Origin of the sequence: Dyella sp. 2RAB6 (assembly GCF_052115385.1) — a bacterium.
Classification (GTDB): domain Bacteria; phylum Pseudomonadota; class Gammaproteobacteria; order Xanthomonadales; family Rhodanobacteraceae; genus Dyella_D.
Genome location: NZ_JBFRGP010000006.1, coordinates 68,874 through 89,065, shown reverse-complemented (window position 1 = coordinate 89,065; position 20,192 = coordinate 68,874). Strand labels below are relative to the sequence as shown.

10 protein-coding genes and 1 riboswitch are annotated in these 20,192 nt (G+C 66.4%); of the genes, 4 read left to right on the top strand and 6 right to left on the bottom strand.

The genetic code is table 11. The features are described 5' to 3' along the window. Positions 1-232: 232 nt before the first annotated feature. Positions 233-3,172, bottom strand: coding sequence for a TonB-dependent receptor (locus AB4083_RS11560; RefSeq protein ID WP_441607956.1), 2,940 nt, complete (start codon positions 3,170-3,172; stop codon positions 233-235). A gap of 531 nt (positions 3,173-3,703) precedes the next feature. Further along, positions 3,704-3,928: riboswitch (cobalamin riboswitch) on the top strand. A gap of 133 nt (positions 3,929-4,061) precedes the next feature. Here AB4083_RS11560 and btuB point away from each other — a divergent pair. The 3 genes from btuB (at position 4,062) to AB4083_RS11545 (ending at position 12,721) form a co-directional block, all read left to right on the top strand. Next, positions 4,062-5,945, top strand: a complete 1,884-nt coding sequence (btuB, locus tag AB4083_RS11555) for a TonB-dependent vitamin B12 receptor (RefSeq protein WP_441607955.1) — start codon at positions 4,062-4,064, stop codon at positions 5,943-5,945. Between the two features lie 195 nt (positions 5,946-6,140). Then, positions 6,141-9,296, top strand: coding sequence for an efflux RND transporter permease subunit (locus AB4083_RS11550; protein ID WP_441607954.1), 3,156 nt, complete (start codon positions 6,141-6,143; stop codon positions 9,294-9,296). A gap of 266 nt (positions 9,297-9,562) precedes the next feature. After that, positions 9,563-12,721, top strand: coding sequence for an efflux RND transporter permease subunit (locus tag AB4083_RS11545; protein ID WP_441607953.1), 3,159 nt, complete (start codon positions 9,563-9,565; stop codon positions 12,719-12,721). 96 nt (positions 12,722-12,817) lie between these two features. Here the strand turns inward: AB4083_RS11545 and AB4083_RS11540 are convergent, their stop codons facing one another. The 5 genes from AB4083_RS11540 to AB4083_RS11520 form a co-directional block, all read right to left on the bottom strand. Then, on the bottom strand, positions 12,818-13,264 hold the full coding sequence (locus AB4083_RS11540; RefSeq protein ID WP_441607952.1) for a DUF3617 domain-containing protein: 447 nt from the start codon (positions 13,262-13,264) through the stop codon (positions 12,818-12,820). A gap of 103 nt (positions 13,265-13,367) precedes the next feature. Next, positions 13,368-15,416: an alkaline phosphatase family protein gene (locus AB4083_RS11535; RefSeq protein ID WP_441607951.1), complete on the bottom strand. Its 2,049-nt coding sequence runs from the start codon at positions 15,414-15,416 to the stop codon at positions 13,368-13,370. A 196-nt stretch (positions 15,417-15,612) separates the two neighbouring features. Then, complete coding sequence (locus AB4083_RS11530) at positions 15,613-17,253, bottom strand: multicopper oxidase family protein (RefSeq protein WP_441607950.1); 1,641 nt, start codon at positions 17,251-17,253, stop codon at positions 15,613-15,615. Positions 17,254-17,332: 79 nt separating this feature from the next. Then, positions 17,333-18,769 (bottom strand): MATE family efflux transporter, encoded by a 1,437-nt coding sequence (locus AB4083_RS11525; RefSeq protein WP_441607949.1) that lies wholly within the window; start codon positions 18,767-18,769, stop codon positions 17,333-17,335. A 44-nt stretch (positions 18,770-18,813) separates the two neighbouring features. Beyond that, the gene (locus AB4083_RS11520; protein ID WP_441607948.1) at positions 18,814-19,404 is read right to left on the bottom strand and encodes a DUF2239 family protein; all 591 of its coding nucleotides are present in this window, start codon (positions 19,402-19,404) and stop codon (positions 18,814-18,816) included. A 205-nt stretch (positions 19,405-19,609) separates the two neighbouring features. On the opposite strand from AB4083_RS11520, the gene AB4083_RS11515 reads away from it, so the two are divergent. Then, positions 19,610-20,137: a lipid A 3-O-deacylase gene (locus tag AB4083_RS11515; RefSeq protein ID WP_441607947.1), complete on the top strand. Its 528-nt coding sequence runs from the start codon at positions 19,610-19,612 to the stop codon at positions 20,135-20,137. The last annotated feature ends 55 nt before the right edge of the window (positions 20,138-20,192 follow it).

Genomic DNA, 20,192 nt, shown 5'->3' with positions numbered 1-20,192 from the left:
GGCGGAAGGGGAGTCAACAAAAAAATAAGATTTTTCCTACGACAGAGGCGTGTTCACCGTATCTTCAACTTATTGAATGCGTTGAAGTTCGAAAAATCGCCCGGCAGGAAAAAACGTGAACGTTTGCTTAATGTTAAGCGCCGGCTTGCATCGAAAAAAAATGCCGCCGGGTCAAACCCGGCGGCAACAAGGGGAGATCGCGCCGGGGTCGACCCCGGCGCTCGTTGCTTGTTTACAGCGAGAAGTCGTAACGGGCGCCGAAGCGGACCGTGCGTGGCGCGGTGTAGCTCAGCACGCGTCCGTAGGTGCCGCTGCGGGCGCCGCTGCCCAGCTGGTAGGTCTCGATGCGGTTCTGCGCCTTCTGCTGGTTGAACACGTTGAAGATGTCCATCGAGAAGGCGAGCTTGTGGTCGGCCCAGGCCGGACGCCATTCGCTGCTCAGGTTCAGCACGTACGTCCACGGCGTGCTGCCCTGGCTGCCGCGCGGCGCGACCTGGCCATTGCAATAGAAATACGACGAGCCGTACTGATAGGGGTCGGTCGGAGGAATGCCCTGGCAGTTCTTCGGACGACCCGAGGCCACCAGCAGGCTGCTGCCGACCAGCCATTCCGGCGTGATCTGGTAGAAACCGTACGCCTTCACCTGGTGGCGGCGATCGTTCGGCAGATTGCCGCTTGAGCCGTACATCAGTTCCTTGAAGTCCCAGGCCTGGGTGACCGACGGATCCTGCTGGCCGATGTCCGACAGCAGCAGGCCTTCGGAATTGCCGAAGTTGTGCGACCAGACGTACTCGACCTTGCCGTACCACTTCTGGTCGAACTGGTGTTCCAGATAGAGGTTCAGCGCGAGGTACTTGCGCTTCAGTTCCGGAAAGCCGAGCTCTTCCTTCGAGAGCGTGATGTTCTTGAGCGTGCCGTTGCCGTCGTGGTCGACGGTGAAGGTGCCGCCATGGCCCGGGTTGAACAGCAGGCACGGCGCGCCGTTGGTCTCCCATCCGGTGAACGCCGGATTGGTGATCGGCGTACCGGCGGCGGCTTCATGGGCGAGGAACGGCCGCGCATCGCAGAAGTCGTCGATGATGCTCTTGAGGTTGCGATAGATGGCCTTGGCACCGACGGTGTAGTTCGGCGCGACTTCCTTGTCGAAGCCCAGGATGTACTCGTCCTGGTAATAGGCGCTGATGCCCTTCTTGGCCAGCGTCACCGGGTTCGGCGCCTGGCCGTTGGCGCCGTTGGCGAAGAACACCGAGCTGATCGGGGTCGGGTTGATCGGCGCATTGGTCACCGGGTCGACGCCGGTATACACGAAGTACTGGTTTTCGAAGCGTTGCGGACCGGCACCGCGGATGGCCACGTTCGACGGCACGGCCAGGTGGTAGCGACCGGCGTTCGCATAGATCTTGAAGCTGGAATCGCCGTTGACGTCCCAGGTCACGCCCAGGCGCGGCGCAAGCTGGTGGCGCTGCTTCAGGAACACCACGCCATCGGTGTTGAAGTTCTTGAACTGCTCGTTGCGCAGGCCGAGGTAGGCCAGCCAGCGATCGCTGATCTGCCAGTGGTCTTCGATGTATTGCGCCTGCTGTTCCACCTTCACCTTGCCCGCGGCGCTGAAGATGGTGCGCTGGGCGACTTCGGTCGCGCCCGGCGGAATGACGATGCCCGGCACGGTAGAGAAGTCATCGGTGGCGTTGAAGTACGTCCACAGCGCGCCGCCCTGCGTGGCCAGGCCGGAGAACGACTCCAGCGTCTGGTTGTCCAGACCGCCGCGCAGCGTGTGCGAGCCCAGGTGGTATTCGATGTCGAAACGCCAGGCGTGGGTCTTGTCGTTCGCGCCCGGCACGCGCAGGTTGCCGCCCACCGGTGCGCAGCTGGTGCGGCTGGGACTGCTGCGGCTGTCGGTGATGTTCGGGCACACCACGCCGGCGGCACCGGCCACGCTGTCGACGTGGTCCGCGGTGCTGCGGCCATACAGCGCATTGATGGTCAGGCTGTCGGTGATGTAACCGGTGTACTTGCCGACGTAGACCTGACCGCCGGGCGTCGAGTTGGCCGTGCCCTGGTTCTTCTGGTGCTCCGTGCCCTTGAGCGTGCCCTGCACGCCGGTGTTGTAGTTGTAGTTGTAGATCACCGTGTCCTGGATGGAATCCTCGCCGATCCCGGTGAATTCCAGGATGTGGCTGTCGGTGATGTTCCAGTCGACCTTGGCCATCCAGCGCGTGATGTGGTTGCTGTCGTCGGTGGTGCGGGTGCTGTTGCCGTTGGTGCCGTTATTGGTGCCGTACTGCACGCGGCCGGTGTTCTTGGTGAACTCGCCGGTGCCGTAGAAGAACAGCTTGTCCTTGATCAGCGGGCCACCGACGTAGGCGCCGACCTGGGTCTGGGTCAGCTTCTCGTTGGGGCGGAACAGCACCTTGCCGTCGGTGACGCGGTGACTGCCTACCGGGTAGTAGATGTAGCGCTGCGAGGCGGCGAGCTTGGCCGGGCTCCACTGCACTTCAGCGCCGGCCTTCCAGGTATTGGTGCCACGCTTGGTGATGATGTTCACCACGCCGCCGGTGGAGCGGCCGTACTCGGCACCGTAGCCGCCGGTGAACACCTGCTCCTGGTCGATCGCGTCGAACGGCAGGCTGGTGAAGCCCAGACCGGTGAGCGGATTGGTGACCGGGAAACCGTTGATGTAGTACTGGTTCTCGGCAGCTGACGCACCGCCCATCGAGATGGCATTGCCGTAGCGGCTGTCGCCGTTGGTGGTGCCCGGCGCCAGCAGGGCCGCAGCATTGACGTTGTTGAGAATGGGCAGCTTCTGCAGCTGCTCGGAGGTCAGCACCGTGCGCGAGTCGACCGACGACACGTCGATCGCCGGCAGCGCATTGGCTACCACCTGAATACCCTCCAGGTTTTTGGCCGCCGTCGCCGCGGCAGCGGCGGTGAACGAAATCTCGGAACCGGTGCTCACCACCACCTGCACGTTGTCGCGCGTGCTGATGTCCTTGCCGTCCTTCTGCAGGGTCACGCGGTAGCGGCCGACCGGCAGCGACGCGGCGCGGTAGCGGCCGCTGGAATCCAGGCCGATATCGCGCGTCAGGCCGGTATCGACGTTCTCGATATGGACGGTGGCGCCGGCTTCATCGGCGCGGCCGAAGATGGTGCCCGAGGCGTTCGACTGAGCCACTGCTACTCCGGCAAGGCTCATGCTCAACGCAACGGCGAGGGTGGTCCGGCGCCACAGCGGCGCACGACCAGCGTGCTGGAACTTGATCATTGACGTTCTCCCCATGATGGCCTTTGCGGCCGACAGGCGCAGTGCGCCGAATTGCCAATCGCAGGAAAACGTGCCGGCAGAGTACGTAAGACCGGACCCGCACCGAGAGAACTTCCCCAAGCTCTCGTGTGCAACACGTAAGTTCCAGCGATTCGCCGGCGGAACATAAGCGTGTGAATTAGCGTCCGTCAACAAATTATTTACGCCTGCAGGGCTTCGTAATACATCATTTGCAACAATTACTTAGGCAGCAAAATGTAAGTTTTCGCCATGCTTGCGTGTAGCTTGCTTGAAGCTTGCTTGAGTGCCTTTTGGACGTCCAAATGAGGTCGTAATTTCATTCGGTATGCGCGTTTGGGAAACGATGGGGTAGGCGCAAGAACTAGCTGGCCACCCTGCCCCACCCCAAGCGCTGCGTTGCCAGCGCCCCGGCCGCCCCGTTAAAGTTGCGTTTGTTCGGGTGTCCCAAGGCCATCACGCCAAGGGATGAAACGGGAAGCCGGTGCGCCTTCGTGGCAAGGCCGGCGCTGCCCCCGCAACGGTAAGCGAGCAGTTCCACCGGCGGTGACATGCCACTGCACTCCACGAGTGCGGGAAGGCCACTGCAGGATCGCGCGGCGACGCGCACTCGCAAGCCCGGAGACCGGCCCGAATATTTTTCCTGGTGGCTCGCGGAGGGCGCAGCCGGACCACGTGCCGGTGCCTGTCTGCCTGCCGTCGTTTGCGCTACCTCCTCCGTCGTGCCGCCAGCTCATCATTGATGGGCCGTGCGCGAGGCGCGGCCAAGGAAAAGCGCTCCATGAAGAAGACCCTGCTGGCCACCGCCCTGCTCGCCTGCGTCGCCGCGGCCCATGCCGCCGACCAGAACGAGGCCGGGCAGCTCCCCACCGTGGTGGTGACCGCCACCCGCACGGCCACGCCGATCGACCAGACGCTGGCACCGGTCACCGTGCTGACCCGCGCGGATATCGAACGCCTGCAGCCGCAGTCGGTGCAGGACCTGCTGGCCGGCTTGCCGGGCGTGGCGTTCGGCAATGCCGGCGGCCTCGGCCAGCAGACCTCGCTGTTCATGCGCGGCACCAATTCCTCGCACACGCTGGTGCTGGTCGACGGCGTGCGCATCGGCACCGTCGGCGCCGGCATTCCCGCGTTCGAGCAGTTGCCGGTGGAACAGATCGAGCGCATCGAGATCGTGCGCGGCCCGCGTTCCAGCCTGTACGGCTCGGATGCGATCGGCGGCGTGATCCAGATCTTCACCCGCCACGGCCAGCCCGACGAAGCGCTGACGCCGTCGGTCACCGTGGGTGTGGGCAGCCATCGCCTGGTCGACGGCCAGTTCGGCCTGTCCGGCGGCTCGCGCAACGCCTGGTTCAACGCCAGCGTGGGCGGCCAGTACACGCGCGGCATCAATGCCTGCCGCGCGGCGGCGGCGGGCGTGGGCGGCTGCTTCACCAACGAGCCGGACAACGACGGCTACCGCACCTACAACGGCGCGCTCAGCGGCGGCTACCGCTGGGACGACGGCACCGAGCTGAGCGCCAGCGTGCTCAAGAGCAAGGGCGATATCGAGTACGACGGCAGCTTCCAGAACTACACGCGCCGCTCGCAGCAGGTGGCGGGTGCGAACCTGCGCTTCGCCGTGCTCGACGCGTGGAAGATGAGCTTGAGCGCCGGCCAGAACATCGACCGCGCCGACAACTATCTCAACCGCGCCGATCTGGCTGCGGACATGACGCCCGCCGGCCATCTCTATTCGCGCCGCAACCAGGCCACCTGGCAGAACGACGTGACGCTCGCCCCCGGCCAGCTGCTCAGCGCTGGCGTGGACTACCAGCAGGAACACGTCGACAGCGACACCGGCTACCTGCGCAGCAAGCGCGACAACACCGGCGTGTTCGCGCTGTACCAGGGCCAGTTCGGCCCGCATGAAATCCAGCTCTCGGCCCGCCACGACCACAACCAGCAGTTCGGCAACCACAACACCGGCGCCGCGGCGTATGGCTACGGCTTCGCGAACGGCCTGAAGTTCACCGCCTCCTACGGCACCGCGTTCCACGCGCCGACCTTCAACGACCTCTACTTCCCGCCGTTCTTCGGCTTCGCCACCGCCAACCCCAATCTCAAGCCGGAGAAGTCGCGCACGGCGGAGATCGGCCTGTCGGCACGCCCGGGCGTGTGGAACTGGGCGGTGAATGCCTACCAGACCAGGATCGACCAGCTGATCGGCTACGACGCCTTCTTCGTGCCGATCAACGTGAGCAAGGCGCGCATCCGCGGCATCGAAGGCCAGCTCGGCGCCGACGTCGACGGCTGGCACCTGCGCGGCTACCTCACCTTCCAGAAGCCGGAGAACCGCGGCGAGGACGACCCCAGCCGCGGCAACCTGCTGGCCCGCCGTCCGGAGCGGATCGCCCGCCTCGACCTGGACCGCGACCTGGGCGGCGCCTTCAGCATCGGCGGCACGGTCAACGCCGAGGGCTACCGCTACGACGACGCGGCCAACCTGCAGCGCCTGGGCGGCTACACCACGGTCGACCTGCGCGCGAGCTGGAACTTCCAGCCCGGCTGGACCCTGCAGGGGCGCGTGGCCAACGTGTTCGACCACCGCTACGAAACCGTGCGCTTCTACAACCAGCTGGGCCGCACGGCCTACCTGACGCTGCGCTACAGCCCGGCGCACTGACCGGCGCAGGTTGGGGTGAGCCGCAGGCGAACCCCAACGTGGCACCTTCATAGGCTGCGATGTTGGGGTTCGCCGATGGCTCACCCCAACCTACGACCTATATGCGCTACGAACTTCAGGCACATCCCAAGCACGTGCCCCCCGGCATAAAGTCCCGCCTGCGGAGCGCCGCAGGAGGCGCTGCCCGGGGACTACGTGAATATCTTTGCTCCAATGATCCGCCGCCCGGTGGGCACTTCGTTGCTCGCGCTGGGCTTGGCGCTGGCCGGCATCTGGACTTACCTGCTGATCGGCGTGGCCGCGCTGCCGGCGCTGGAATTCCCCGGCATGTCCGTCTATGCGGAGGTGCCGGGCGCCAGCGCGCAGACCATGGCCTCCACCGTGGCCGCGCCGCTGGAGCGGCATCTGGGGCGCATTCCGGGCATCAAGGAGATGAGCTCGGAAAGCAATGACGGCTCCACCTCGGTGATCCTGCTGTTCGAGCCAGGCAAGTCCACCGACAAGCTGGCGCGCGACGTGCAGGCGGCGATCAATGCCGCCCAGGTCGACCTGCCGTCGAGCATGACCATCCCGCCGCGCTACTTCAAATTCAACAATTCGCAGATGCCGGTGCTGCTGCTGTCGATGACCTCGACCACGCAGACCCCCGACAAGCTGTTCGACATGGCCGACACGCTGATCAAGCCGGTGCTGTCGCAGGTGCCCGGCGTGGCCCAGGTGCGGATCATGGGCGGGCGGCCGAAGGCGGTGCGCGTCGAGCTCAACAATGCGCAGCTGGCGGCGATGGGCCTGTCCGGCAACGACGTGCGCAATGCGCTGCGCGCGGCCAACGTCACCTCGCCGCAGGGCATCCTGACCGACGGCACCACGCAGATGACGGTCACCGCCACCGATGCGCTGCACAACCCGGAGGAATTCGGCCAGCTGCTGATCTCGGTGAAGAACGGCACGCCGGTGCGCCTGTCCGACGTGGCCAAGGTCTACAGCGGCCAGCAGGACGAATACCAGGCCGCCTGGTTCAACGGCACCCGCTCGGTCACCGTGCGCGTCAGCAAGCGCCCGGAAGCCAATGCCGTGGCCACCGCCGACGCGGTGCGCGCCAAGCTGCCGGAAATGCGCGCCTGGCTGCCGGCCGACCTGAAGATCACCCCGATCTTCGACCTGACCCAGACCACCCGCTCGGCCCTGCACGAAGTGGAGATGGCGCTGCTGCTGAGCATCCTGCTGGTGGCGCTGGTGATGCTGGTGTTCCTGCGCCGGCTGCGCCCGACCCTGATCGCCACGCTGAGCGTGCCGCTGTCGCTGGCCGGCGCGTTCATCGTGATGTGGTCGCTGGGCTACACCCTCAACACCTTGTCGCTGGTGGCGCTGGTGCTGTGCATCGGCTTCGTGGTGGACGATGCGATCGTGGTGATCGAGAACATCGTGCGCCATATGGAGCACGGCGAGCAGGCGCTGCCGGCGGCGCTGCTGGGGGTGCGCGAGATCGGCTTCACGGTGATCTCGATCACCTTGTCGCTGGTGGCGGTGTTCGTGCCGCTGCTGTTCGGCAACAGCCAGTTCACCGTGATCATGCGCGAGTTCTCGGTGACCCTGACCGCCGCGGTGGTGATCTCGGCGGTGATCTCGCTCACCGTGACGCCGGCGCTGTGCGGCTGGATGCTTAAACAGGAAAACGAGCGGCGCGAGCCGGGCCGGATCGAGCGTGCGGTCGAGCGCTTCGACCGCGGCATGCAGCGCGTGTACGAGCGCGCGCTGGACTGGGCCATGCACCACCGCCGCCTGATGCGCTGGCAGCCGCTGCTGCTGCTGGCGCTGACCGTCGGGCTGGCGATGGCGGTGGTGAAGACCGCCGGCTTCAACTTCATGCCGAAGGAAGATATCGGCCTGATCCGCGCCATGGTGCGCGCCGACACCAATATCTCGCCAAGCCTGATGGCGCTGCGCGCGCAGAAAGCCGCCGAGATCATGCTGAAGGACCCGGCGGTGCTGGACGTGACCACCTTCCTCGGCGCCGACAATGCCGGCGGCGCCGTCGGCAACCAAGCGGTGATGTACGTCGACCTCAAGCCCAAGGGCAGCGGCCCGGACGAGCGTCCGGAGCATATCGACAAGGTGGTCGAGCGCCTGCGCAAGCAATACGAGCTGGTGCCGGACGTGCAGGTTTCGCTGTCCTCGCTGAGCTTCTTCAACGGCGGCGGCGGTGGCGGCGGCCAGGGCGCCGAGAGCTTCCAGCTGATCAGCGCCAGCACCATCGACCTGCAGCCCTGGGTCTACAAAGTCACCAAGCTGATGAAGGACCGCCCGCCGTTCCGCGACGTCAGCAGCGACTACGACAACATCGACAAGCAGCAGATGCTGAAGGTCGACCGCCAGGCGGCCGGCCGGCTCAACATCAGCATGGGCATGGTCGACACGGCGCTGTACAACGCCTTCGGCCAGAATCAGGTGTCGATCATCTATTCGGACATCAACCAGTACTGGGTGGTGCTGACCTCCAGCGCCGAGCACACGCTCACCCCGGAAACCCTGCTCAACACCTATCTGCGCAATGGGCACGGCGGCATGGTGCCGCTGTCGGCGGTGGCGCGGATCGAACCGAACGTGACGCCTTCGATCGTCAACCACTACAACCAGATGGAAGCGGTGCAGATCTACTACAACCTGCCGCAGGATTTCCCGCGCGACAAAGGCATGCAGCTGATCGACCAGCTGGTGGCCGAGGCGCGCCTGCCGGCCGGCGTCAAGATCGGCTACACCGGCGAGAACGAGAACCTGCAGGAGAGCAAGGACAACTCCATGCTGCTGCTGTTGGGCTCGATCTTCGCCATGTATATCGTGCTGGGCATCCTGTACGAGAGCCTGGGCCAGCCGCTGACCATTCTTTCCACCCTGCCGGCAGCAGGCGCCGGCGCGTTCCTGGCGATGCTGGTGACGCAGACGCCGATGTCGCTGATCGGCGTGATCGCGATCCTGATGCTGATCGGCATCGTGAAGAAGAACGCCATCCTGATGGTGGATTTCGCCCTGGTGCGCCAGCGCGAATACGGCCTGTCGGCGCCGGAGGCGATCCGCGAGGCCGCCCTGGTGCGCTTCCGCCCGATCACCATGACCACCCTGGTGGCGATCGGCGCCGCACTGCCGCTGGCGATCGGCTTCGGCATAGGCGCGGAAACGCGCCAGCCGCTGGGCGTGGCCATCGTGGGCGGCTTGCTGGTGTCGCAGCTGCTGACCCTGTTGAGTACGCCGGCGATCTATCTTTGGAATCACGACCGCAAGGAGCGCAAGGCGGCGCGGCGGCTGAAGCGCGAGGCGAAGCGGGCGTTGAAGGCGGCGGGACAGGCGGCCTGATGGCGCGCGCCGGGGTGAGCGGTCGGGGCCCTTTGCCCGTCATTCCGGCCTGCGCCGGAATGACGGGCAAGAGCATGAACAGCGCCCCCTGCCTTCCGACACGGCCGGACTAAAGGCACATCCGCACATGGTGCGTGACGCGGTCATATAGCCGATATGATTGCTCACACCCCCGGTGCCCACTGCGCCGGTACCCACTGGCGCGCGCCGATATGCCATGCAGGCTTCGCCCGGCGCGCGTCTAGAACACTCGGTACGGAAACCCCGTGAATATCTTCGCGCCGCTGATTCGTCGCCCCATCGGCACCTCGCTGCTCGCCATCGGCCTGGTGATGGCCGGTTTCTGGGCCTATCTGCTGCTGGGCGTCGCGGCACTGCCGACCATCGAGTTCCCAGGCGTGGTGGTGTTCGCGCAGATGCCGGGCGCCAATGCGCAGACCATGGCCAGTTCGGTGGTGGCGCCGCTGGAGCGGCATCTGGGGCGGATCCCCGAGATCAAGCAGATGGTCTCGACCACCAACGATGGTGCCACGCAGATCCAGATCCTGTTCAATTTCGGCCGCAGCGCGGACAAGGCCGCGCGCGACGTGCAGGCGGCCATCAATGCCGCCCAGCCCGACCTGCCCAGCGGGATGCCGAGCCCGCCGCAGTATTTCAAGTTCGATACCTCGCAGATCCCGGTGCTGCTGATCTCGCTCACCTCGACCAGCCTGCCGCCGGACAAGCTGTACGACCTCACCGACACCATGCTGAAGCCGGCCGTGGCGCAGGTGCCGGGCGTGGCCCAGGTGCAGGTGTTCGGCGGCACGCCGCATGCGGTGCGGGTGGCGCTGCATCCGGATTCGCTCGCCGCCAAGCAGCTCACCAGCGACGACGTCAGCAATGCGCTGATCGCGGCCAACGTCACCGCGCCGCAGGGCATGCTCAGCAATGGCTGGACGCAGATGACGGTGCTGGCGAACGATTCGCTGCATACCGCCGACGAGTTCGGCGCCTTGCTGATCGCCTCGCGCAAAGGCACGCCGGTGCGGCTGTCCGACGTCGCCACCATCACCAGCGGCCAGCAGGACGAGTTCCAGGCCGCCTGGTTCAACGGCAACCGCACGGTGGCCATGCAGATCAGCAAGCGCGCCGACGCCAACGCCGTGGCGACCGCCGATGCGATCCGCGCCAAGCTGCCGGAGTTCCAGCACTTGATGCCGGCGGACGTGCAGATCACGCCGATCTTCGACCTCACCCAGACCACCAAGTCGGCGCTGCACGAGGTGGAGATCGCACTGCTGCTCAGTATCGCCATGGTGGCGGTGGTGATGCTGATCTTCCTGCGCCGCATCGGCCCGACCCTGATCGCCATGCTGAGCGTGCCGCTGTCCCTGGCCGGCGCCTTCGTGCTGATGTGGGTGCTGGGCTACACGCTCAACACCTTGTCGCTGGTGGCGCTGGTGCTGTGCATCGGCTTCGTGGTCGACGACGCCATCGTGGTGATCGAGAACATCGTGCGCCACATGGAGATGGGCGAGCGGCCGCTGCAGGCCGCGCTCATCGGCGTGCGCGAGATCGGCTTCACCGTGGTATCGATCACCCTGTCGCTGGTGGCGGTGTTCGCACCGATGCTGTTCGGCAATAACTTTTTCACCACGCTGATGAAAGAGTTCTCGGTGACGCTCACCGCGACGGTGGTGATCTCCGCCATCGTGTCGCTGACCCTGACGCCGGCGCTGTGCGGACGCTATCTCAGCCTCGAGCATGCCGACGGCAAGCCCGTCTCGGCCCTGTCGCGCCTGGCCGGGAACTTCGACCGCTGGCTGCTGCACATCTACGAACGCTCGCTGGACTGGGCCATGCACCATCGCGGGCTGATGCGCTGGCAGCCGCCGATCCTGCTGGTGTTGACCGGCGTGCTGGCCTTCGCCGTGGTGAAGACGGCAGGCGGCGGCATCATGCCGGAGGAAGACATCGGCATGCTGCAGGCCAATGTGACCCTCGACGCCAATATTTCGCCGACCCTGCTCGCCGAGCGTGCGCAGAAGATCGGCGAGATCATGCTGAAGGATCCGGCGGTGCTGGACGTCACCACCATCCTGGGCGGCAACAACAACAACGGTGCGGTCGGCAACAGCATCACCCTGTTCGTCGACCTGAAGACCCTGGGCAAGCGGCCCGGCCAGCGGCAGGAGCCGGTCAAGGACGTGATCAAGCGCCTGGACGCGCAGTACAAGGCCATCCCGGACATCACCGCCTCGCTCACCCCGCTGCAGTTCATCGGCGGTGGCGGCGGTGGTGGAGGTGGCGGCGGGCAATATCAGTTCCAGCTCAGCAGCGCCAGCGGCACCGACCTGCAAGGCCCGACGCTCAAGCTGGCCCGCGTGATGCGCGGCCTGAAGGAATTCCGCGACGTCACCACCAACTTCGATTCGATCGGCAAGCAGCAGAAGCTGAAGGTGGACCGCGATGCGGCCGGCCGCCTGCTACTGAGCGCGGCGTCGGTGGATACCGCCTTGTACAACGCGTTCGGACAGCGGCCGGTCTCGGTGATCTATTCGGACATCAACCAGTACTGGGTGGTGCTGACCTCGGCCGCGCAGTCGATCAGCCCGGACACGCTGCTCAACACCTACGTGCGCAACACGCAGGGCAAGATGATCCCGCTGTCCGCGGTGGCGCGGATCGAGCCGAACATCGCGCCGCTGGAGATCCGCCACTACAACCAGCTGGAATCGTCGTCCATCAGCTACAACCTCGCCGATGGCGTGTCGCAGGTGGAGGGTCTGCGCCGCGTCGACGACGCGATGGCCGCGGCCAGCCTGCCGGCCGGCGTGCAGAAGAAGTACAGCGGCAACAACCAGCAGCTGATGGAAGCGCTGACCAACGGCCTGTTCATCTTCTTCGCGGTGATCATGGCGATGTATATCGTGCTGGGCATCCTGTACGAGAGCCTGGTGCATCCGCTGACCATTCTTTCCACCTTGCCGGCGGCGGGCATGGGTGCGTTCCTGGCGATGCTGGTGACGCATACCCAGCTGACCATGATGTCGGTGATCGCGATCCTGATGCTGATCGGCATCGTGAAGAAGAACGCCATCCTGATGGTGGACTTCGCCCTGGTCGCCGAGCGCGAGCACGGCCGCTCGCCACCGGAGGCGATCCGCGAAGCGGCGCTGGTGCGTTTCCGCCCGATCACCATGACCACCCTGGTGGCGATGGGCGCGGCGCTGCCGCTGGCGATCGGCTTCGGTGCGGGTTCGGAAATGCGCCAGCCGCTGGGCGTGGCGATCCTCGGCGGCCTGTTCGTGTCGCAGCTGCTGACTCTGCTCAGCACGCCGGCGATCTACCTGCGCGTGCACGACCGCAAGGCGCGCAAAGCGGCGCGGCGTGCGAAGCGGGAAGCGCGTCGCGCGTTGAAAGCCGCCAACCAGGGTGCATAAGAGCGTGGCGTAGGTTGGGGTGAGCACAGCGAACCCCAACAGACGTCGCAACATGGCAGGCCTGTTGGGGTTCGCTGCGCTCACGCCAACCTACGTTCAGTCTTTTGGGCTGGTGCAGGCGGCGTAGCGCTTGCCTTCGACGCGCAGCAGCGGCTCCGTACCTTCGGCACCCAGCGTCGCGCTGTAATGCTCGGGCGAATCGAACGCCACGCGGCCGTGCAGCGTGGCCGGTGCGGTGCAACGCAGGCTCCAGTCCAGCGAGGTACGGCTGCGATGTTCGTCGCTGCGTGCGCAGCTCGCGCCATCGGTCGGCGCCAGGCTGGCGAACGAAGCCCAGGGATCGGCGTCTTCATCCACGCAATGCCAGGCCACCGTTTCGTGCGGCGCGCCCTTGGCGCTGGAATGCGTGACGATCTTCCACAAGCCCGGCATGGCCTGGAAATCGCCGGCATCGGCATGCGCGTGCGGCGTCAGCACGGACGACAGCAGCAGTACGGTAAGTGCGGCGCGAGCGAGGCGCGCCAGCTGATAAGCGACAGGCATGAAAGAGTCCCGCGGGTGATTCACGTCCGCCGGCGTCGCCTCCCTGCGGCGCCGGCACGGTGGCGCCATGGCCCGGTGGCCATGGCGCGCTCAGTGCAGGAGCTCAGTCCTGCAGATCGTCGTTGTCGTCGCCGTCGGCGTCATGCCGCGCATAGCGGCCGAAGTCGAACATGTCCATCAGGTTGCCCAGCGCCGGCGCGTTGACCGGCACGTACGGATTGCCCGGACGCGCGCGCGGGTTCGGCAGGTTGTCGCGGCCACGCGGCGAGATGGTCTCGTGCAGGCCCCAGTTGGCTTCGACGAATTTGCCGAAGGAGACGTGGTCGTAATAGGTGTGCACCACGCGCCCGCCGGTGGAGTAGCGCGAGATCACCAGCATCGGGATGCGCGTGCCGTCGCCGAAGAAGTCGATCGGCTGGATGTAACCGGAATCCCAGTAGCCGCCGCCTTCGTCGAAGGTCACCACGATCGCGGTGTCCTTCCACACTTCCGGATTGGCCTTGGCCATCTCCACGATCTTCTTCACGTAGCCCTCGAACAGGCCCAGCTTGGACGAAGCCGGATGGCCGTCGAGGATGGCGTCGGGCTTGGCGATCGCCACCGCGGGCAAAGTGTTGTTCTGGATATCGCGGTACAGGTCGTTGATGTCCTGGTTGTTGGCGCGCAACTTCGGATCGGTCATCACCTGGGTGGAGTACAGGAACGGATCGCAGATATTGCAGAAGGTGCCGGCCTCGCCGTTCTCCTTGCCGTCGCCCCAGCCTTCGCCGTAGTACTTCCAGCTCACGTGGTGGCGGCTGAGCAGCAGGGCGAGGTTGTCCTGCCGCGTCGGCGGGAGGGTGAACTGGTCGGCGCCCAGCGGCGCGGGCGTGCCATCGCCCAGGTAGCCGGGGTTGTAGTTATTGACCAGGTAATACGCATCGCGCTTGCAGTCGCCGCCGCGGAAGCTGCGGTACGGCAGGCTGCGCAGGTAGTCCTTCACCGCGGACACGCCGGGCTGGCTTTCGTCTTCGCAGTTCACGTAGGAACCGCCGCCGTAGCCGTCCTGGGTGTACCAGTTGTCGGTGCCGGGCATCGGATCGGGGTTCTCGATCTGATTCGACGGCGGCGTGGCGGGACGGCCCTGCGCGTCGGCGTAATAGATGAGGCTGCCGTAGCCGAGCATGATGTGGTTGGCACCGGTGCCGCCCATCACGGACTGGTGGAAGTTGTCGCTCAGCGCGTAGTTGCGCGCCAGCTCGTTGAAGTACGGCGCGTCGCCCTTGGCCATGTTGAGGAACTGCATGGCGGTGGAGCCTTCGCCGGTGCTCTGGTCGTTGAAGTTGGCCGGCTGCGGCGCGCCGTTGCTGCCGGCACCGAAGCTGGTTTCCACCCACGGGAACAGGTCGTTGCGGCAACCGCTGGGGTTGCTGCGCGTGGCCGCGGCGGTGGAGCAGTCGAGCTGCTGCCACATCTGGAAGAAGCGGTGCACGGGGCTGTTGGCGTAGTCGTCGTAGCTGAGCGAGGCGCTCATGTCGACCGGCGCGTTGGCGAGCTGGGTGGGAAAGCGCGTGTCGACCACGTGCTGCGGCAGGCCGGTGCCGCCGCTGGCGAGCTGGCCGTATTCGCCGGCGGGCAGGCCCGGTTCGACCGCCTCGGCCTGCGCGGCGGAGGCGAAGTAGGCCTGGGTCGGCGCGCCGCCGGTATTCATCGCCGGCAGCAATGCATAAGGCGTGGTGCGGGTGGGCGCGACGGTGAACTTGCCGGTGTCGGTGGCCTGCCACTGCTTGGCCAGCGCGACGTTCGGGCCCGGCGTGCCGTCGGCATTGACGATGCCTTCGGACAGCAGGTTGTGCACGCTCTGGCCCTTCGGCGGCGTGTAAGTAGCGTAGACGTGGTCGAAGGTGCGGTTTTCACCGATCAGCAGGATCACGTGCTTGATCGGCGTGCGCGTGCGATCGCTGCGGTCGCCCGGCTCACCGGGACGATGCAAGGTGACGATGCCGCCCGGCAGGCCCGGACGCGGGCTGGTGCCGGCACCGGGAATACCGTGGCGGAACGCGGCATCCTGCTCGGCGGTCGTGGTTTGCGCGCCCGCGGCGCCGGCCAGGACGGTGGCGAGCGTGGCGGTCAAGAACGGCAGATAACGCTTTCGGCCGTGAAGCGTGGGCATGGCTTTGGACTCCTGCAGCATGACGCTGCGCGTGGTCCCCCTGATGCGGCCACGTGCCGTGGAATCACGTGGCCGGCGCGGAGCATGGTCTTCGCGGATGACGTTGCGTTGGCAGCAAAGCGACAGCGATGGCGGTGCAGATGACAGTGCCGCGACAAGCGCAAGGGCTTGCGGATACGCAAAAAACCGCGTTTTTTCAGGCTTTCGGCAACAGCTTGAACGGCCGCATCATTTCGTTGTCTTCGTGCTCGAGCAGATGGCAATGCCACACGTATTTGCCGGGCTCGCCTTCGAATCGCACGATGATGCGAGTGACCATGTCGGGGTCGGCGCGCACGGTGTCTTTCCAGCCGGCCTCATGCGGCGGCGGCGGCTGGCCGGGGCCGGTGTACTTCAGTTCCTTGCGTTCGTTCCAGGCGAACAGGTCGAACGGGCGGCGCTCGACGATCTGGAAACGCACCAGGTGCAGGTGGATCGGATGCGCGTCGCCGGTGAGGTTGACCAGGCTCCAGATCTCCACGCTGTCCTGCATGGGGTCCTCGGTGATCGGGTCGGACCAGTGGTGGCCGCCGAGCGTCATCATCATCGCGTTGCCGTTGGCGTCGTCCATCTCGCCGACGGCGAGGATGCGTTCGCGCGTGGCCGTGGCCGGGTCCATGCGCGGCACCGCGCGCAGCGTGGCCGGCACGGCGACCGAAGCGGCGCGCTTGTCGCCGCGCTCGCGCACGCGGAACTGCAGCAGCGGTTCGGAAGGTTGGCGCAGTTCCACCGACTGTCCGTCGAGGCCGGAGAAATCGACCACCACGTCGGCGCGCTCGGCCGGATACAGCTCCACGCGCATGCGTTCCAGCGGCGCGCCGAGCAGGCCCTGGTCGCTGCCGATCTGCACGAACGGGCGGCGGCTCGAAAGGCTCAGCTCGTAGTGGCGCGCGTTGGCGGCATTGATCAGGCGCAGGCGGTAGCGGCGCGGTTCCACTTCCATGAACGGATACAGCTTGCCGTTGCACAGCGTGGCGTTGCCGTAGGCCTCGGAGACCCACGGCGCGGCGGGATCGTCGGAGACCGGATAGTAGAGCTGGCCATCGCGCGCGATCAGGCGGTCGCACAGGATCAGCGGCAGCTCGTGTTCGCCATCCGGCAGCGCCAGCGCCTGTTCCTGCGGATCGCGCAGCAGGTAGGCGCCGTACAGGCCGGCGTAGATGTTGAGCCGCGTGATGCCCATCGCGTGGTCGTGGTACCAGAGCGTGGCGGCGTCCTGCGCGTTCGGATAGTGGTAGAGCAGCGCATGGCCGGGCGGATAGTCGTCTTCGGGCCAGCCGTCGTCGCCCGGCCCGACGCGCGCGCCGTGCACGTGCGCGACGGTGCGCACGTCGGGCCGATCTTTTTCCGCGCCGTGGATGCTGTGGTCGATCGGCAGCAGATGCTGCGTGGGCAGCGCGTTCGCCCATTCCACCAGGAACGGTTCGCCGCGCCGCGCTTCCAGCGTGGGACCGGGGCTGCTGCCCTGGTAGCCCCAAAGCGTGGTCGGCGGCAGGTCGCGATGCAGGCGCGCCTGGAATGCGCGCATCTCCATGCGATACAGCGGCAGGCGGCGACCGGGGTGCGCGGGATGTTCGCGCTGGCCGACCGGGCGCGCCACCGGCGGCAGCGGCAGTGCATCGACGAAGCGCGCCAGCGTGGCCGGATTCACCAGCGGCTTGTTCGGTTCGGCCAGCTGCGGGGCCATGCGCTTGTCGGCCATCGCCATGGCCGGCGTGGCGCGCAGCAGTTCGGGAAACAGCGGCGCGGCGAGCAACCCGCCGGCGCCAAGCAGGAAGCGGCGGCGCGAGAACGTCATGCGTCCCGCCGGCCGCGAAGGATGGGGCTGGTCATGCGTCCCACGGTAGGCACGCGGCATGACAGCCGCGTGGCAGCGCTCAGTCGGCGGCTTCGGCCGCCACCGCTTCGGGCGCGCGCTCCGCCGGCGGGGGTGCCGGCGGCGCCAGCATGTGCGCCTTCTGCCAGCCGCCCCAGCGGTAATACGCCATGGCCATCAGCATCGAGGCCAGCGAGCCGAGCGGGAAGCTCCACCAGATCGCGTCCGCGCCCAGGCGCGGCATCAGCGCGAAGGCGAACGGCGGGCGGATCAGCCACATCGAAATGGTCAGCACGATCAGCGGCGGCCACACCGCGCCGGTGGAACGCACCACGCCGAACAGCACGAAGGTGATGCCGAAGAACAGGAAGGACCACACCGCGATCATGTTCAGGTGCTGCGCCAGGGCGATCGCATCGCCGTCGCCGGGCAGGAACAGGTGCAGCGCGCCGCGGTTGAATAGATAGATCAGCGCGATCAGGGTGCCGCCGAACAGGAAGTTGTAAGCCACGCCCGCGCGGGCGATGCGGTGCACGCGGTCCCACAGCCGGGTGCCGATGTTCTGCGCGGCCATCGAGGACACCGCCGCGCCGATCGCCATCGCCGGCATCTGCACATAGGTCCACAACTGGGTGGCGGCACCGTAGGCGGCGGTGGTCTGCGAACCGTAGCCGTTGACCAGGCGCATCATCAGCATCGCCGAGGACGAGATCACGATCATCTGCAGGCCCATCGGCAGGCCCTTGAACACCAGCGCGCGCAGGATCGCCGGGTCCGGCTTCAGATAGGCCAGCTCGTCGCCGGTCAGGCGCAGGAAATGCTTGCGCCGGTACAGCGTGGCCAGCAGGGCGATCAGGGCCACGCTCTGCGAGATCAGCGTGGCAAAACCCGACCCTGCGGTGCCCATCGCCGGCACCGGACCCCAGCCGAACATGAAGAGCGGATTGAGCGCGATGTCCATCAGCACCGACATCGCCATGAACATGAAGGGCGTGCGCGCGTCGCCGGCGCCGCGCAGCGTCATCATCAGGAAGTTGTAGAAGTACATCGACGGCATGGCCACGAACACCATGCGCAGGTAGGGCACGGCGTACGGCATGGCGTCGGCCGGCGTGCCGAGCTGCTGCAGCATCCATGCGGTGTTGAAGTAGCCGCACAGCGAAACCAGCATCGACAGCGCCACGAAGAACGTCACGCCGGTGCCGACCACGCGCTTGGCTTCCACCATGTTGCGCGCGCCGAGGCTCTGGCCGACCAGGATGGTGCTGGCCATGCTCACCCCGAACACGGCGGTGAGCAGCAGGAACACGATCAGGCTGGCATTGCTCACCGCGCTCAGTGCCGACTCGCCCAGGAAGTGGCCGATCCACATCGCATTGACGGAGGCGTTGAGCGACTGCAGCACCGTGCTGCCCATGATGGGCAGCGCGAACAGCAGCAGGGTGCGGGCGATCGGCCCTTCGGTGAGCGAGGGCAGGCGACTGGCTGGCGAGGACATGGGCGAGCGTGTGGTTCCGGGCAGACGGCGGTAACGCCAAGGTCTCAGGCGATGGCGTCCGCGTCGGTCCAGGCCGCCGCCGCCAGGCGACGCGCATGATCGCGCACGTCGGACGGCCATGTCTCGATCAATTGTCCGAAACGATCGCGGTCACCACGCCAATAGGCGCGCGAGGCTTCCTCGTAGTGCGGCAGGTCGCCGGCCATGGCCTGCATGAAGCGGTCCAGCGCTTCGCCGGCGCGCAGCGCGCGATCCTGCTCGCCGCGGCGGGCGTCCTCGACCAATCGGCGCAGCGTGGCCGAGGCCCCGCCGGCCTGGGCGGCCAGCCATTCCCAGTGACGCGGCAACAGGGTGACCTCGCGCGCCACCACGCCGAGGCGGGGGCGGCCGGGGCCGCGCGGGGCGGCCTCGGTGGCCGGGCCGGCGAGGCCGAGGCGGGCCAGCACGTCGTCCACGCCGCCGCGGAAATCGATTTCCACGGGCAGGCTGGTCTGGTCGTCGAATACGAGTACCGGTCCCTTGGCGCCGGCGTCGATCGCCTGCTTGGTGGCGGCAGCCACCTCGCGTAGCGGACCCGAGGCGATCAGGCGGTGGCCATCGAAAGCGGTGCAGCTTTGGCTCTGGCTAGGGTGCATGACATTTCATCCGGGGGAAATGTGGGGGTTAGGACGTTTTACCCGGGCTATTGCATCTCCGCAATAACCCTTTGAACTAGATCGATTGGTGCGTCTGGGGGAACGCTGCGTCGAACAAAGGTGGGATTTACCAGTCAGCCCTTGATGGACGACACTTATTGAACCATATAGTTCACAAAATAACCGTCCCCCAAAAGGCACCCCCATGCGTTTGAACAAGGTTTTTCTTAGCGCTTTTGCATTGGCCCTGGCCGGCGCTACTTCGGCCGCTTCGGCCGCGACCCACCTGGAGTTCCAGGGCGGGCGCAGCTATATGGATTCGCACGGCACCAACGCCGCCTTCGTCGAGGCGACCTTCGACGCCCACCCGCTGGGCACCACCCGCTTCACCTGGGCCCCGGACGTTTCCGTGGGCTGGATCGGCGGCCGCAACCTGGCCGACTACCGCGGCAACCGCTACCAGACCGGCGACGACGTGTGGCTGGTCGCCGGCGGCGCGCGCCTGCGCTACGGCAGCGAGGGCGACTGGTACCACGGCTTTTTCTACAGCCTGCAGGGCGCCGTGCAGACCGGCCGCACGATGGCGCTGAGCAGCGTGGGCGAGTTTGTGAATACGGTGGGTTGGCAAGGCAAATACCTCAGCTTCCAGGTCCGGCACATCTCCAACGGCGGCACGCACGGACCCAACCGTGGCGAGACCATGGCGCTGGTAGGCGTGGGCTTCGATCTCTAAGACGCTTTCACCCCCGAAAATTGCAACGGCCCCGAACGGGGCCGTTGTTTTTTTA

Excerpts from the sequence above, each read along its gene's own strand:
- btuB (WP_441607955.1), top strand. The coding sequence starts at position 4,062 with ATGAAGAAGACCCTGCTGGCCACCGCCCTGCTCGCCTGCGTCGCCGCG.
- AB4083_RS11540 (WP_441607952.1), bottom strand. The coding sequence starts at position 13,264 with ATGCCTGTCGCTTATCAGCTGGCGCGCCTCGCTCGCGCCGCACTTACC.
- AB4083_RS11535 (WP_441607951.1), bottom strand. The coding sequence starts at position 15,416 with ATGCCCACGCTTCACGGCCGAAAGCGTTATCTGCCGTTCTTGACCGCC.
- AB4083_RS11530 (WP_441607950.1), bottom strand. The coding sequence starts at position 17,253 with ATGACGTTCTCGCGCCGCCGCTTCCTGCTTGGCGCCGGCGGGTTGCTC.
- AB4083_RS11525 (WP_441607949.1), bottom strand. The coding sequence starts at position 18,769 with ATGTCCTCGCCAGCCAGTCGCCTGCCCTCGCTCACCGAAGGGCCGATC.
- AB4083_RS11520 (WP_441607948.1), bottom strand. The coding sequence starts at position 19,404 with ATGCACCCTAGCCAGAGCCAAAGCTGCACCGCTTTCGATGGCCACCGC.
- AB4083_RS11515 (WP_441607947.1), top strand. The coding sequence starts at position 19,610 with ATGCGTTTGAACAAGGTTTTTCTTAGCGCTTTTGCATTGGCCCTGGCC.